The following is a 16,089-nucleotide window of genomic DNA, read 5'->3' as shown; positions in this document are numbered from 1 at the left end:
AAGGAGCTCTTCTATTCATTAAGCCAATCGAAAAACAATCCCATGTCCGCCCTTTGGATATTCCCACTTAATATTTTGGTGAGGGCAGCCAATGCGACAGCTACCACATTCATGACAGCCCTCATAGCCTACCTGCATTCGATTCCCTTCCCATTTGTACACTTCTCCTGGGCAAAAAAGGGTGCATAATTTATCAGGACATTGTGTCTGACAAAGATCGTGATCAAGCACGGTTAAGTGAGACTTAGTGTCAGCCCTGAATCGAGTCAAATATTGTTTTTCTTCAATTGTGGTTGTTGACATTATTTCACCGCCTTCCATGCTCGATAAATATCCTTGATCACACCAAAGGTCCCTTTTTCACTCGTAAAGCTCTTCATGATCTGCTTTTGTTTCTCTTTCTTTGGCGTACCATCGACGGTGAAGAATTTGCTCATGGCCTGATTCATCATCGGTACATATTCCTTGAAATATTGTGGATGATTTTCAAACGTATGGGCAGCATCCTTATATTTTTCGAGATCCTTCATAATAAAGCTATTGTTTAGTGCTTCACGATAGCTATTTAGGCTCGCTTCACTATAATCATTCCGCTCCTTCGCCTTGATCACTGCTTCAGCCGCCATTTTCCCTGAGGTCATGGCCATATTAGACCCCTCACGGTGGATGGCGTTCACAAACTGGGCTGCATCTCCAACCACCAAAACGCCATTTCCTGCCACCTTAGGCACAGAGTTGTAGCCGCCCTCTGGAATTAGATGGGCCAAATATTCCGCTGATTCTCCACCTGCTAAAAGGGGAGCTACCATAGGATGTGTTTTCAGATAATCCAATAAATCATACGGTTTGAGCTTTGCCTTCATCATACTGGACAAGGTGGTTCCCACTCCAATATTCAAGCTGTCTTTGTTGGTGTAGAGAAAAGCGGTGCCTAAATTTCCTTTGGTCGAATCACCAAAAATTTCGATCGTACAGCCTTGATTATCTTCTAAATTGAAACGGTCATTGATTTTGTCCTTTGGAAGATTAATAACCTCCATCACCGTGAGGGCTACCTCATCGGGTCTTAACTCCTTATGAAACCCTAATTCCTTTGCTAAAAGGGAGTTGACTCCATCGGCCAGCACTACTACATCTGCATGAATGTCTCCATCAGGACGATCGGTTCTTACCCCTATTACCTTTCCATTTTCGACGATACATTCTGTCACAACTGTCTCATTGATTAATAGAACGCCCTCTTCGACCCCTTTCTTAGCAAACCATTGATCGAAGGGTGCTCGCAAGACGGTAAAGTTATTATAAGGCTCCACTCCCCATTCCAGACCCTTATAACCGAAGGTAACGGTTGATTCCTGATCCATCATCCAAAAGCGCTGCTCGATGATCGGTCGCTCAAGCGGTGCCTCCTTCCAAAACTCTGGAATTATGTCTTCCATTTGCTTTCGGTAAAGAACGCCTCCCATTACGTTCTTACTGCCCGGATATTCTCCACGCTCAATTTGTAATACTTTTAATCCATTTTTGGCACAAGTATAGGCACAGGCGGTACCCGCAGGACCAGCCCCTACAACGATCACATCAAACTTCTCAGGCATAGTTAAGCTCACCCCCCATGCTTTTCTGTTGCTCTTTAAACTGTTCTATTAACTTCGGTACAATTTCCAATGCATCTCCAACAATGCCATAGGTAGCGACCTCAAATATCGCTGCATTCGGATCCTTATTGATGGCGATAATCAATTCAGAGTTCTTCATCCCCACAACATGCTGAATCGCTCCTGAGATTCCGATGGCAAAATAAATCTTAGGAGTAACGGTTTCTCCTGTTTGGCCAATTTGCAGCTCATGAGGAAGCCAACCTGCTTCAATGACGTCTCTTGTCCCTCCTACACTTGCTCCGATCGTTTCTGCAAGATCATGAATCAACTGGAAGCCAGCCGCATCCCCCATCCCTTTTCCACCGCATACGATGACGTGGGCATCAGCTAGTTTAGCATTTTTTGTTACATCCTTCACAATTTCAAGCACTTTTGTCCGCATCGTCTCTTCTGACAGGTCGATCGTTTCCTCGATAATCTCACCTTGTCTCGTTGCATCAAATGGAAGTGCCTTCATCACCTTTGGCCTCACCGTAGCCATTTGTGGACGATGCTTCTTACATAGAATCGTCGCCATTATGTTTCCACCGAAGGCAGGTCGGCTTGCCTCCAATAGTCTTTTTTCCACATCCACATCTAACATCGTTGTATCTGCAGTTAGCCCTGTGCTCAGATCGGTTGCGATCGCACTAGCTAAATCCTTTCCATTTGGAGTAGCACCAAATAAGAAAATTTCTGGCTTGTATTTCTCAGCAAGATAATTTACACCCTTCATGTAGGACTCTGTTCGATAATCCCGCAATACTGGATGGTCTATGCAATAGACAATATCCGCACCATAACCTATCAGCTTAGAATAAAGCTCTCTTATTCCCTCACCAAGCAAAACACCGGCAAGTGGGACCTCTAGTTTATCAGCAAGCTTGCGACCAGCACCAAGTAACTCGAGTGATACCCCCTCAATTTCACCATCATTCTGCTCAATGAATACCCAAACTCCACGGTATTCTTCAATCATGGATGATCCCCCAATCTATCAATTATATTGGCAAAAATAGCAATTTTTCGTTAATTACTCACATTTAAGAGCTCTTTCCGCTCCATTAGAACCTCCATAAGCTGTGCAATCTGTTCATCTGAGGAACCTTCTAGCATCTTTCCGCCCTCAAGCTTTGGAGGGGTAAACATTTTTCCAACTACTGTAGGAGAGCCCTTTAAACCAAGCTGTGTCTTATCTACCTCGCCCAAATCCGCTACGGTCCAAATATTGGCTTTATATCTAGCAGCCTTAATCATGTTTGGCAGAGGAGAATACTCAATCATGTTAATTTCCTTCTCTACGGTTAACAGACAAGGCAGTTTCACTTGAACCAGTTCGTAGCCATTTGTAAGCTTTCTTTTGACCACTGCCATCTTCTCTTGCTTATTAATTTCACATACTTCTATGACATTCGTCACGGGAGGGATATCCAATCTTCTTGCGATACCTGGACCGACCTGACCCGTATCGCCATCGATCGCATGCTTTCCACAAAGAACCATGTCAATTGGCAGTTCATCAGCAATCTTCTCCAAAGCCTTTGATAATGCATAACTGGTTGCGAGCGTGTCCGCACCAGCAAAAGCACGGTCAGAAATTAGATATCCTTCATCCGCACCAATCTCAATGGATTTTTTAATAACCTCCGTTGCTTGCGGTGGACCCATCGACAAAACTGAAATTTTCCCCTTTCCCAGTTTTTCCTTTAGTTTAACTGCTTCTTGGACTGCGTGCGCATCATAAGGATTCAGGATGGCTGGGGCACTTCGACGGTCAAGCGTGTTCGTCCTTGGATTGATCTTAATTATTTTTGTGTCTGGTACTTGTTTGACACAAACGACAATATGCATGCTTAAAAAAACCCCCTTCTCGATTGGTATTGCTTAATAGTGGATATATTTTGTCATGCCTTCTATAGTCTAGATCCTATAGAACAGAAATGTACAAACGGGTTCATTCTCGTTGAAGGTGAAGTTTCATACTCTATTTGTGCAGAATAATCAAATGGTGTTTGAAGAAAAACTACTGGAAATCTAAGAGGTAAATTTTTAATAGATGATAAATTACATTTACCAACATCATATAAAAAACAATTTGTAACAAACTATGATAAAAATCACACAAGTGCGAATATTTCCCAAATGGATATCTTTTTAGAAAAATAAAAAAAAGGCCCTCTGATAGAACCTTCCCCCAACATTGCTATTTATAATGAATTTACTGGACTATTAAATGTACCGACGGCAGCGTCCACATAATTTGAGTGATCCCCATTCTTATTTCATCTTGTCTCTTTCCTGGTCTTTTAGAATGGCATTGATATTCATAGATAAGTTGATCTAATTCCTGGCTGTAACGAACCGTGTCATCGTTTGTGAAACCCTTTCTCTTAGCGGTTTCCATCATTATCTCTCTCTTTTTTTGAATTTCATCTAGTATCATACTGCTATCGTATCCCACAGTCTTTTCCCCCTAAGTATTCATCCCGTAATCCTTCCAATGACCTATGACTAGAATATTAAACCTACTTGATGAATTATGGCAAGAATTTATACAAAAGTAAATAGAATCGCAATTTTAGACAAAATTTTTATCGAATATTCTCAAAAAGGTTAAGAAACCTTCTGTTTCGGCAATACTTTCGACATTTTCCGCACTTACTTAGGAGGTTTTTATCTATTTCTTAAAGGGTGCACCTTCTATCAACAGCAGTTCTTCTTTAATATTTATGCGTTTTCCTGCATATCCAGTCAATGACTGATTTTTTCCTATGACACGATGACAAGGAATAATTATTGGCAGTCTATTTGCTTTATTGGCTTGTCCGATAGCCCTGACCGCTTTCTCATTACCTATTGCAGCAGCAACATCTTGATAGCTGCTAGTCTTTCCATAGGGGATTGACTGAAGCTGTTTCCATACCTTCATTTGAAACTCTGTCCCTTCAACCTTTAAGGGTAAATCAAATTCTGACCGCTTCCCCGACAGGTACTCCTGTAACTGCCGAGAAGCTTCATTTAATAACGGATGATTTCTATTATTAGTCATGTGACTTGGATTTTCAGATTGTAAAAAGTCCTCTTCACCCATATGGATGGCTACAATCCTCTCATCCTCTATGACAATATAGAGTTCACCTATAATCGTTTGGATGCTTGTGTATTCCTTCATTCTGTCTGTCATCCTTTCGGGTAGGAAGTCTAATCAAAAAAGTAGTCCCTTTTCCTTGCACACTTTCAATTTCAATTTGCCCATTATGTTCATCAATAATTTGATAGGAAACCATCAATCCTAAGCCGGTTCCTTTTTCCTTTGTCGTATAGAATGGCTCACCTAACATCTGTAATTTTTCTGGAGGGATGCCCTCTCCTTCATCCTGAATAGAGATGAGAATCTCTTTCCCCTCTAATAATCTCAAGTTTATCGTAATAAAGCCACCATTTGGCATCACTTCAATCGCATTTTTGATCAAATTTATGAAAACTTTCTTAAGCTGATTAGGTTCACAAACAATGGTAGGGATTTCATCTTCCACTTCGAATTTAAACTGCACATTATGTAATACTGCCTGTGGTTTCAATAATTCAATTGTATCCTTCATGATATTCACAATGTCGCTGTCTATGTATTGAACAACTTTTGGTTTGGCCAAAATGAGAAATTCATTAATAATGGAATCAATTCTATTTAATTCAGATTTTATGACACTAAAATACATAGAGTGATCTTCCTTAATCATATCCTCTAGTAACTGAATAAACCCTTTAAGCGCTGTTAAGGGATTGCGGATCTCATGGGCAATCCCCGCTGCAAGCTGTCCAATCACACTTAGCGTATCTGACTTTCGGAGCTGTTCTTCCATTTTCAGCTTCGCAGTGATATCTCTAAAAGTTGTCAGGTTAAGTTTCGAAAATACATTTCTTCTTGTCGAATACTCAACATCTAAATTTTCACCGTTTCTAAGAGTTAATGATAAAATCCCACTTGATTGTTCCGTGTATTTATGAAGCTGAATTTGTTCTTTGATATGTTCCCTCGTCATCTTATTTCTAGCCAATATAGACAAAATTGACTGCCCTATTAATGCATGCTTCGTTTCGTTCAATAATTCCTCTACAGCGGGATTAACATCTACGATTTCAAATTGATTATTCCAAAGGATGATTCCTTCAATGGAGCATTCAAAAATACTGCGAAACTTTGCTTCTCGTTTCCTCAGCTCCTGCTCCATTTTATAACTATCGGTTACGTTACGCAGGATCGTCATGTGGTGACCATCGACAGAATGAAGCTTTGTTGTGAACTCCAGTATTTTCTTCTGGCCATTAGGCATCAAAAAAACAAGGGAATCTCTGACCGAGCCTTTTTGTTTAAGTTCATTCAATACTTTCGAATATTTTTTCTGACTTAAGCAAACAAAGTCTTCTAGCTTCTTATTCTTTAACTGTTGCTCACTGCTTTCGAAAATTCTGCAAGCGGATTCATTCGCTTCAATGATTCCTTCCTCATTGTTCCAAAAAATAATTCCATCTAAAGCCTCTAGAAATAAATCTCTGTATAGATCTGCATTTTTTTGCACTTTCTTTTCAAGTTCTTGCAATTCTTCATCCCGCTTTAGCTGTGCCAAATCATCTTGCAACCGCCTTTCCTTCATCGTATCCCCCCTTTAAGCATAATCGTGATTGGACCAAAAAATAGAATATAAATCTCATATTCTACATTCACGCTTGAAACACCTCCCATCAATTTGATAAAAAATGGATAGTCGGAACTGCAAAAAATTATGAAATAGAGACCGTCTCACGAGAAACGGCCTCAAATTTATTATAAGAGTGGATTTTCATGCTGTGCTTTTAGACGCTGCCATCTTCTTTCAATTTCTTTTTCAAAATCAGAGAGAATTTCCTTATTTTCTTCCTTCAATAAGTGCTTCGTCTTACCCATATACTTCAACCAGTCGGAAAGAGGAATTTTCTTTTTCTTTGCTTCTGGGTCATGGGTAATGGTAGTAATTCCTTGCTCCACTTCATAGAGTGGGAAGAAATTACAGTTCACAGCTGCTTCCATTATCGTATTTCCATAGCGATCTTCAGATTTCCAGTTTAATGGACAAGTGATAAGAATTTTTCCATAGACCGTACCTACATTTTGAGCATACCACTGCGCTTTAGCAGCCTTCTTCACTAGATCCTGCGGGAATGCTTCCGTACCTGTGAACACATAAGGGATATTGGTTGACGCCATAATTTGTGGGGTATCCTTATGGTGGAAGGCCTTCCCTTTTTGCGTCTTACCAACATTTGTTGTACTTGTCATATTTCCAATTGGTGTGGAGTAGGACATTTGCGAGCCTGTATTCATATAACCCTCATTATCGTACTCAAGGATGATCAGCTTATGGTTACGAAGGGCTGTACCAATAGCAGAACCCATCCCGATATCCATTCCACCATCACCTGTGATCATGACAAAGGTGGCGTCATCTGATACTTGAATTTCTCCTCTACGCTTTAGCTCTAGGAAGGCTTCAACCGTACCTGATAGGGTTGCTGCACCATTTTGGAAAAGATTATGCATCATCGTTTGTTTATGGGATGAATGTGGGTATGATGTCGTTGTTACATAGGCACATCCTGTCTGGAATAGGACCACAACATCGCCTTCAATCCCTTTGAAAAAGAGCTCAAGCCCACCAAAAATTCCACATCCAGGGCATGCTCCATGACCAGATGCAATTCTTTTTGGCTTTGTTGTCAATGCACGAAGTGGGGGTATTTTCACCTTTAGTTTATTTGTTTCCTCATCCATCTTCACTTCGATTAGACCTGAATTATAGACATCTCCATGCTGCGGCTCGATTACTGGCTTAAGGACATTCTCCGGATTTCCTGGCACATGTCCATAATAATCAAATGGTTTCTCTGCATAGCCCTTTTCCATTGCGTCAATGGCGAATTCAAAGAACTTTTCAGCATCATCAGCATAGAAGTCGGTTCCACCTAATCCAAAAACTCTGCTTAACACAATAGTCCTGTTATCCTTGTCCTCCTGCAGAGCTGACTTCACTTCATGAGTGAGGTTTGGACCATGAGCCCCATAGGAATCAGCTCTCTCCCCAACTAGTACAGCTTTTACATTTTTCAATGCCTTACGAATCGCTTCTTGTGGGAATGGGCGGATAATATTTGGACTAATAACACCTGCTTTTATTCCTTGCTTACGCAGCTTATCCACAACATCCTTCGCTGATTCAGCAGCAGAGTTCAGTAGGAATAGGGCTACCTCAGCATCCTCCATTTGATAGAGGTCAAGCACTGGGTATTCACGGCCAGAAAGCTTCGCATATTCTGCTGCTACCTCTTGGAACACATCCCCTGCTGCATACATTGCTTCTGATTGCTGGAAATGGTTATTCGTTAAATCCTTTCCATCCATATGAGCACCAATCGTAACAGGCTTCTTTGGATCACGGATGAAATTATAATCTGTAGGACATTCACCAACAAATTCTTGAACAACTCTTCTATCCTTAAAATAATGGACCTTCCGCTTTTGATGAGAGGTAAAGAATCCATCGTAAGCAACGATTACCGGAAGACGAACCTTAGAATGCTCAGCGATCTTTAATGCCATGATATTTAAATCATAGACCGCTTGAGGCGTTCTTGCTGTTAATATGACCCATCCGGTATTCAGAGCAAAGTATAGATCTGAATGGTCCCCTCTAATATCCAGCGGCCCGCTGATCGCACGGGTCACAAGATTCATAACCATTGGAAAGCGTGTTCCTGATTGTACAGGAAGCTGCTCAAGCATGTACATGAATCCATTCGCACTGGTTGCATTAAAGACACGTGCACCTGTAGCGGCAGCTCCGTAACAAATACCAGCGGAACCATGCTCTCCATCAGCAGCGATGAGTTTGATATCATGCTCTCCACGCGACTTCATTTGGTCTAAATATTGCGCAACCTCTGTCGAAGGAGTAATTGGGAAATACCCCATTAAATGATAGTTAATTTGTGCAGCAGCCATGGCTGCCATTTCGTTTCCTGATTCAAAGGTAGCCACTTGTTCAGCTTGAACTTCTTTTTCCACCATTGCCATTAAGAAACACCTCCTGCTACATATGGAAAGTTCTGCTTCACTCGATGCGCATCCGCATAGCCAATCGTTTCACGTAAATCATTAAGGGCAGTTGTTGGACAAGCCTCCACACATTTTAGGCAGCCCTTGCAATATTGATAGTCAATCCCCTTAAGGAACATTTGCTTTCTGCCGCGTTTGTCTTCTCCTTCTTCCCAAACGAAGCAGAAATCAGGACATACCGTATCACACTGGGCACAGTGAATACATGCACCGAGATCGAGCTCAGGCAAGAAGCCCTGACGTGAGCCACTTAAATCCTTAAGAATACTATTTCCTTGAGCCGTAATTACACCGCCAATAGCTTGAGTTTCATAGCCAAGTCGAGGCTCTGGTCTAGTAAAACTCTTTCCTTCCGCATGAGCTGGTACCTCATAGGTTTTAAATTGGACCTCGTTATAGCCACGATCGAATGTACGAATATTCGGTTCTACTAAGTGAGGATATTTCTTCTCAAAGGTTTTGCGAATAACAGCTCTCATCGAATCTGGATCAAGGAAATCACAAATGCGGAATAACGCTCCTAGCATTGCTGTATTTACCTTTGTACGCTCTTCAACCGCAATCCCTAATGCATCGACAATGGCTAATGTTCCATACTCTAATTGTAAATCCTTCTTAATTTCCTCAAAGCCCCTTGTTGAATTCACTAGAACGATTCCATCGGAATTTAATCCACTTACAACATCAATCGTTTTATATAACGCCTCATGAAAGACCCCAATGACATGCGGCTGCTCAATCGGACTATGATCACGAATTTCTACATCTGAATCACAGAATCGAATGAAGCTTTTCACTGGCGATCCCTTCTTCTCTGAACCATATGAAGAAAAGTTTGATCCGTTAAGACCAAGTCCCAGTACACCAGCCTCAGCAAGCATCTTTCCAGCTAAATTTGCACCTAAACCACCGATAGATTCCAAGCGAATCTCAAAAAATCCCAACTCATTTTTTTTCGGTAAAATAGACATGTTCTCCCTCCCTATATGTACTGTATGAATAGTGTTTTGAGCTTTCTATTGAGCTCTTTCTAAATCCACTTCTTATTTTATTTTAAAAAATTTATTCTTGCTGTGATAAAAATCAAACATCAAACAAAAAATATGTGATACAGTTCTTATTATTTAAATAAAAATCGTGCTTTCAAGCTAACCGATACACAAATATAGTTATATAACAGTTGTATAAATGTATTATAACAGTTTTCTATACTCCTATAATATAGTTAACAGGCAAAAAAATAAGGCATACCGTTTAATCGGCATACCTTACTATATTGATATAAAATTCTTCTTTTTTACAGATCATCAACGACGATATAGGTCATTTTTATTGGTCCATGAACCCCAATAACTGGAATCATTTCGATATCGGCAGAATCACTTGGTCCAGAAATAAAGTTGACACAAGAGGCAATTTGCTCACCGTTTTTCACTTTTTCTCGAACAAATCGAGCTCCTTGAGTCATACGAGGAACAATCGTGCTCTTAGGCATAATGATAATCGAATAATTTGGTAGAAAACTAATGGTTCTTCCTTGATCTTTGCTGCTAAAAAGAACAGCTGTAGCTGACTCAGCCAAAGTAATTTCACTGATGGAAATCCCTACATTTGCCAGGTTCGCTTTTTCTATATTTTCTCTTCCCAAAGTATGATCCCAAACATGTACCTCCGACCCGGATTCTGGCCAGTCTTTTTTCAAAAGCTCGCTTAGACCAAATTGTTCAAATCGCTTATCGTTCCCTACAACGATGGAACCGCCACCATAGCCATCGACAACTTCTTTCAGGGAAGCAACAAGATTGGCTGAATTCGTTTGAACAAATTTTGTATGGATATTATTGCATTGTTGCTTTAATACCTCTACAAGGTCATCTTGTGTTGCATCTTTCAATACTTCATCCTGAGGATTGTATTTCCACTTAGGTCTCTCTAATGAGGTTTTTCTTTCACGACCAAGGCGGTTAGCAATTTGACTTAAGAATGCATCACGATTCTGTATGGTTCCATTCATTATTGATTCCCTCCTTTTGGACGATTTTTGAACCAATCCCGGAAGCTTTGTTTATTTGGTGCTGGAAACTCACGGATTGCAATCCAATCTTTTAAAGGGCCAGGACCTTTAGTAAATTTCTCGCCGTCTGTGAATGGCTTCGTAACAGATGGAACCATCTTCGTTGCAAATTTATAAAGCCCTGATGAAGAAGCCCCCATTCCAAAGGCTTTCATTGCCATTTTTTCTGCAAATGGAGCCTTTCCTTCTCGCTCCACAATCACTTGGCGATGTTTAATCAGTAGCTCATGCAAAGGAATCTTTACTGGACATGCTTCTGTACATGCTCCACATAGAGAAGAAGCATATGGCAATTCTTTATAATCATCATAACCGCCAAGCAATGGGGATAGAACTGCTCCAATTGGGCCGGAATAAATGGATCCATACGTATGGCCACCGACATGGCGATAGACCGGACAAGCATTCACACAGGCCGCACAACGAATACACTGAAGGACAGATTGAAACTCAGTTCCTAGGATGCCAGATCGACCATTATCAATGACGACTAGATGAAACTCCTCTGGCCCATCAACATCTCCTTCATCTCTGGGACCTGATAAGGTCGTTACATAGCTTGTTAGTTTTTTACCAACAGCACTTCTAGTGAGCATACCAACGAGGACTTCCATTTCCTCCATTGTTGGTACAAGTCTTTCCATCCCCATTACGGTAATTTGCGTCTTCGGTAAGGCAGCTACTAAGTCTGCATTACCTTCGTTTGTCACCAAGGTAATGGAGCCTGTTTCTGCAATCGCAAAATTACAGCCAGTGATTCCAACGTCAGCTGTTAAGAACTCTTCACGTAACTTCCCACGGACATAGGCCGCAATATCTTCAGCCTTATCACTATTTTGGTAACCTTGTTTTTCTTTAAACACATCACGGATTTGCTGTCTGTTTTTATGCAAGGCAGGAACAACGATGTGAGACGGAGGTTCATGATCATCAACCTGTAGTATATACTCACCTAAATCCGTTTCAATGACTTCACAGCCCAGATTTTCAAGGGTTGAATTCAAGTTAATTTCTTCCGTTACCATGGACTTAGACTTGACGACTTTCTTTGCTGCTTTTTTCTCGACAACTTCTTTTATATAGCGATTTGCCTCTTCTGGGGTTGAAGCAAAAAAGACATGTCCGCCTCTTTTGGAAACATTCTCACTTAATTCAAATAAATAGTAATCCAAATTCTCCAAGACATGCTGACGAATTTCTTCTGCATGGGAGCGCCAATCCTCCCAATGTCCTAGTTCTTCCGCTTGCTTAAGTCGATTTGTTTGAAATCGATTTTGAGCACTCGAAACTGCTCCCCGCATAAAAGAATCCTGAATATTATCATTTACCCGTTCCTTAAATGGTTGGGTACTTGTTTTCATTGGCATTTGTTTTTCCTCCTTTTCTCAATGTAAAAAAGGTACAACTTATCGACAATTTAGTACTTCAGCAATATGCATGACCTTAATCGGCTTCCCTTGTCTTTGAATTCTTCCACCGATATTCATTAAGCATGCTGCATCTGCACCAATTAAGTATTCTGCCTCTGTCTCTTCAACATGCTCGACTTTTTCATCCACCATTTGCTCTGAAATATGAGCCATTTTAACGGAGAACGTTCCACCAAATCCACAGCACTGCTCTTTAAAAGGAAGTTCAACTAATTCCAAACCTTTTACATTTTTCAATAAAGTCATAGGAGGTTCTTTCACTCCAAGTAATCTTGTCATATGGCAAGAGGTATGGTAGGTCGCTTTTCCTTCCAAGCGTGCCCCTACATCTGTTACTTTTAGAACTTCCACAATAAATTGTGTTAATTCATAAGTTTTATCAGCGAGAGCCTTTGCTTTCGGAAACCAAACTGGGTCATCTTTAAAAATATGTGGATATTCTTTAAAAAAGAATGCACAGGATCCAGATGGTGCCACAATATACTCAGCATTTTCAAAAGCAGTCATCATTTGCTTCATTACTGGAATTGTTTCTTTCACATATCCGCTGTTATAGGCTGGCTGTCCACAGCAAATTTGGTTCTCAGGAAAATCAATCTCACAGCCCAAACGCTCCAACAGCTCAACTGTTGCTTTACCTACATCACCTTGAAACATATCTACTAAACAAGTAGCAAAAAGGGTTACTTTCATTTTCCCCGCTCCTTATAAAACAGTATTTGTCGATCATTTCGATCTATAGTCAACTGGTCATCTGATGACTAAAAATTGGAAACACCAATTTCACTAAATTAATACTACTACAAACAAGCCTTTGTTAGAAAGAGTTTTCACTCAAAACATGACAAAGGAAATTATAACCAGAAAGGAATAAGGGAATAAAATACGAGAAATACAAATAGTTTGAGACCTATTCAATCGCCTGAATAAGCCTCAAACTTTCCATTTTCATCACTGAGATTTCTCAGTATGAACGGTTTCTTCGAAGTATTTTCTTAAAATGTTCTCGACATTTTCAAGATGGGAAAGCATAGCTTCTCGAGCAAGCTCTTCGTCTCTTTTAAGAATCGCCTTATAAATTTCCATATGCTGATCGTACAGCTTTTCACTAGTTGTTTGCTTAGAAAACAGCCACAAGCGGCGTGTTTCCCTCTGGGTTTCAATCATGAGCTCTGAAATTTGATCCATTAAACCAGATAATAATGGATTATGGGCAGCAGCTGATAAGGCAAGGTGAAATTTGAAATCTGCCTTTTCTCCTAACTCACCATCGCCCTGAGCTAACCTCATTTCTTCCAAGACCAATTCCATCGTTTCTAAATCCTTTTCCGTACGATTTCTTGCAGCGGATGCAGAAGCTCCTGTTTCAACAATTTTTCTCACTTCCAACAAGTGACCAATATCCTCTTTATTCATTAAAATCGCAGTTGAAAGTGGAAAAGTGACCTGCTTTGCTTCAAAGCTTCTAATAAATGTTCCTTCCCCTTGTCTCATTTCCACTAGCCCCATCGCCTTCAACGCAGAAAGCGCTTCCCTAATTGCCGAACGGCCAACCTGGAAATTTTCTGCGAGCTGCTGCACGGAATCGAGCTTATCCCCCGGTTTGATTTGCCCGGTTCTAATCATTTCATGAAGTGCTTCAGCAACCTGCTCATATATCTTCTTCGGTTTGATTTGTTTATATTTCAAGCGGTTCACTCCCATATTCTCCCTTGTTCGCTATTAAGATATAGCTCTATTATACATAAAAAATAAAATTTAGCTTGTCAATATTTTTCTTCCCTTTTGAAAAAAAATTTAAGAAAATTTCACAAAGGTGTTGAATTTTGTCGAAATAGAAAATATAATTCATTACATCAAGTCATCTGATGACCACATCATCATGTCCTATGAAAATATGCAAATATGAAAACGATTACTTCACAAAGGGGGAGAGGAGTAACATATTTTTTGGAAAAAGTTGATTGTTAGCGCATTCAAACAATCACTAAAATTTATTAATTGGGGGAAATCATCGTGACATTTCAACAAAACTTCACTGCTGTTGGCGATAGTCTGGCATGGTCCGCTATCGTAGCACTAATTCCAATTCTCTATTTCTTCTGGGCATTAGCCATTAAGAAAATGAAGGGGTATATCGCAGGAATAACAACTTTTCTTATTGCATTAGTCCTTGCTATCGTTGCTTTTAAGGTTCCTGTTGGAACTGCGATAATGTCTGGAACACAAGGTGCCGTATACGGATTACTACCAATTGGCTGGATTATCATTGCATCCGTATTCCTATATAATATGACCGTTAAAACTGGACATTTTGATATAATTCGTCATTCCGTATTATCGATTACAGAAGACAGACGGATTCAAGCATTATTGATTGCTTTTTCATTCGGAGCCTTTCTTGAAGGGGCTGCTGGATTTGGAGCACCAGTTGCGATCTCTGCAGCACTCTTAGTAGGACTTGGCTTTAATCCTTTATACGCAGCAGGCCTTTGCTTAATTGCGAATACTGCACCGGTTGCTTTTGGTGCCATCGGGGTTCCAATCACAGCGATGGAAGGGATAACAGGAATTCCAGCAACTGAAATTTCCAAAATGGTTGGACGCCAATTACCATTCCTATCTGTATTCGTTCCATTTTTCTTAGTATTCATTATGGTAGGTTTTAAGAAAGCACTTGAAGTTATGCCTGCTATCTTAGTTTCTGGTGTATCATTTGCTATCACACAGTATTTAACTTCTAACTTCTTAGGACCTGAATTACCGGATATTCTTTCTGCATTAGTTTCATTATTTGCCTTAGCTATTTTCATGAAATTCTGGCAACCAAAAAATATTTACCGTTTCTCTGCGGAACAGGAAATGGCAGCTACAGCGGCTGCTAAAAGCAAGGGAACACATGACGTTCATTACACTGGGGGTCAAATTTTCAAAGCGTGGTCTCCATTTATTATCTTAACGGCGTTTATTTCTCTTTGGGGAACTCCTACAGTTAAGCTAGCTCTAACTGGCCACTATGAAGGAACAAATGCCATTCTAAAAATAGTTAATTCAATCGGTCATGCGTTAACTTTTATGCCAGAAGTGCCGCTTTTGCATAACAAAGTTCTCAATGCTGCCGGTGACCCGATCGCAGCTGTTTATAAGCTAGAGCTTCTTGGTGCAGCAGGTACAGCGATTCTCTTAGCAGCAATCGTAACGAAATTCATCTTTAAGATGAGCTGGAAGGACTTTTTCATTACATTTGGTCACACACTTAATGAAATCAAGTACCCACTAATCACAATTTGCTCTGTTGTAGCCTTTGCGTATGTAGCCAATGTCGCTGGAATGACAACAACATTGGGAATGGTCCTTGCAAAGACGGGAAAACTCTTCCCATTCTTCTCACCAGTACTTGGTTGGCTTGGTGTTTTCATTACCGGTTCCGATACTTCTGCCAACGTACTATTTGCGAAATTACAGCAGGTTACTGCATCATCAGTTGGCATGGACCCAGTATTAGCACTTGCCGCTAACTCATCTGGTGGTGTAACAGGAAAAATGATTTCGCCTCAGTCCATTGCCGTAGCTTGTGCTGCCGTCGGATTAGCAGGAAGAGAATCTGAATTACTACGCTTCACTGTAAAACACAGTATCTTCCTATTATTCATTATCTGCTGTATTACATTCTTACAAAGCACCGTATTAACTTGGATGATTCCTTAAGAAGTAAGCTCTCTCCCTCTTGGAGAGAGCTTTTTTATCGCTATTTTAGTACCTTTTCTATTCATTTTGTCTACAATAAGATATAAT

14 protein-coding genes are annotated in these 16,089 nt (G+C 40.4%); 1 reads left to right on the top strand and 13 read right to left on the bottom strand.

The window, feature by feature from the left end:
- Positions 1-18: 18 nt before the first annotated feature.
- The 13 genes from J2S07_RS01955 to J2S07_RS01895 form a co-directional block, all read right to left on the bottom strand.
- Positions 19-303, bottom strand: a complete 285-nt coding sequence (locus tag J2S07_RS01955) for a ferredoxin family protein (protein WP_307148709.1) — start codon at positions 301-303, stop codon at positions 19-21.
- Positions 303-1,598 carry an FAD-dependent oxidoreductase gene (locus J2S07_RS01950; RefSeq protein ID WP_307148708.1) on the bottom strand — a complete coding sequence of 432 codons (1,296 nt, stop codon included), beginning with the start codon at positions 1,596-1,598 and terminating at the stop codon, positions 303-305. The genes J2S07_RS01955 and J2S07_RS01950 overlap by 1 nt, the downstream gene beginning before the upstream one ends.
- Positions 1,591-2,619, bottom strand: coding sequence for an electron transfer flavoprotein subunit alpha/FixB family protein (locus tag J2S07_RS01945; protein WP_307148707.1), 1,029 nt, complete (start codon positions 2,617-2,619; stop codon positions 1,591-1,593). Before J2S07_RS01945 ends, J2S07_RS01950 begins: the two co-directional genes overlap by 8 nt.
- 50 nt (positions 2,620-2,669) lie before the next feature.
- Entirely contained in the window at positions 2,670-3,491 is an 822-nt protein-coding gene (locus J2S07_RS01940) for an electron transfer flavoprotein subunit beta/FixA family protein (RefSeq protein ID WP_307148706.1), read from the bottom strand.
- A 367-nt stretch (positions 3,492-3,858) separates the two neighbouring features.
- A complete protein-coding gene (locus J2S07_RS01935; RefSeq protein WP_307148705.1) occupies positions 3,859-4,101 on the bottom strand; it encodes an aspartyl-phosphate phosphatase Spo0E family protein in 243 nt (80 codons plus the stop codon).
- Between the two features lie 216 nt (positions 4,102-4,317).
- Positions 4,318-4,812: a methylated-DNA--[protein]-cysteine S-methyltransferase gene (locus J2S07_RS01930; protein WP_307148704.1), complete on the bottom strand. Its 495-nt coding sequence runs from the start codon at positions 4,810-4,812 to the stop codon at positions 4,318-4,320.
- Complete coding sequence (locus J2S07_RS01925; RefSeq protein ID WP_307148703.1) at positions 4,775-6,295, bottom strand: PAS domain-containing sensor histidine kinase; 1,521 nt, start codon at positions 6,293-6,295, stop codon at positions 4,775-4,777. The genes J2S07_RS01930 and J2S07_RS01925 overlap by 38 nt, the downstream gene beginning before the upstream one ends.
- A gap of 170 nt (positions 6,296-6,465) precedes the next feature.
- Positions 6,466-8,748: a thiamine pyrophosphate-dependent enzyme gene (locus J2S07_RS01920; protein ID WP_307148702.1), complete on the bottom strand. Its 2,283-nt coding sequence runs from the start codon at positions 8,746-8,748 to the stop codon at positions 6,466-6,468.
- Positions 8,748-9,761 carry a 2-oxoacid:acceptor oxidoreductase family protein gene (locus J2S07_RS01915; RefSeq protein ID WP_307148701.1) on the bottom strand — a complete coding sequence of 338 codons (1,014 nt, stop codon included), beginning with the start codon at positions 9,759-9,761 and terminating at the stop codon, positions 8,748-8,750. Before J2S07_RS01915 ends, J2S07_RS01920 begins: the two co-directional genes overlap by 1 nt.
- 326 nt (positions 9,762-10,087) lie before the next feature.
- Complete coding sequence (locus J2S07_RS01910; protein ID WP_307148700.1) at positions 10,088-10,804, bottom strand: LutC/YkgG family protein; 717 nt, start codon at positions 10,802-10,804, stop codon at positions 10,088-10,090.
- Positions 10,804-12,231, bottom strand: a complete 1,428-nt coding sequence (locus J2S07_RS01905; protein WP_307148699.1) for a LutB/LldF family L-lactate oxidation iron-sulfur protein — start codon at positions 12,229-12,231, stop codon at positions 10,804-10,806. The genes J2S07_RS01910 and J2S07_RS01905 overlap by 1 nt, the downstream gene beginning before the upstream one ends.
- A 39-nt stretch (positions 12,232-12,270) precedes the next feature.
- Positions 12,271-12,987 carry a lactate utilization iron-sulfur protein LutA gene (gene lutA, locus J2S07_RS01900; protein ID WP_307148698.1) on the bottom strand — a complete coding sequence of 239 codons (717 nt, stop codon included), beginning with the start codon at positions 12,985-12,987 and terminating at the stop codon, positions 12,271-12,273.
- Positions 12,988-13,245: 258 nt separating this feature from the next.
- Positions 13,246-13,983: a FadR/GntR family transcriptional regulator gene (locus J2S07_RS01895; RefSeq protein ID WP_307148742.1), complete on the bottom strand. Its 738-nt coding sequence runs from the start codon at positions 13,981-13,983 to the stop codon at positions 13,246-13,248.
- A 327-nt stretch (positions 13,984-14,310) separates the two neighbouring features.
- On the opposite strand from J2S07_RS01895, the gene J2S07_RS01890 reads away from it, so the two are divergent.
- Positions 14,311-16,002, top strand: a complete 1,692-nt coding sequence (locus tag J2S07_RS01890) for an L-lactate permease (RefSeq protein WP_307148697.1) — start codon at positions 14,311-14,313, stop codon at positions 16,000-16,002.
- Positions 16,003-16,089 lie beyond the last annotated feature (87 nt).

Source organism: Anoxybacillus andreesenii (assembly GCF_030813005.1).
GTDB classification, from domain to species: Bacteria; Bacillota; Bacilli; order Bacillales; family Cytobacillaceae; genus Robertmurraya; species Robertmurraya andreesenii.
Note: the sequence above shows the minus strand (reverse complement) of the source record. Positions and strands in the feature narration are given on the sequence as shown.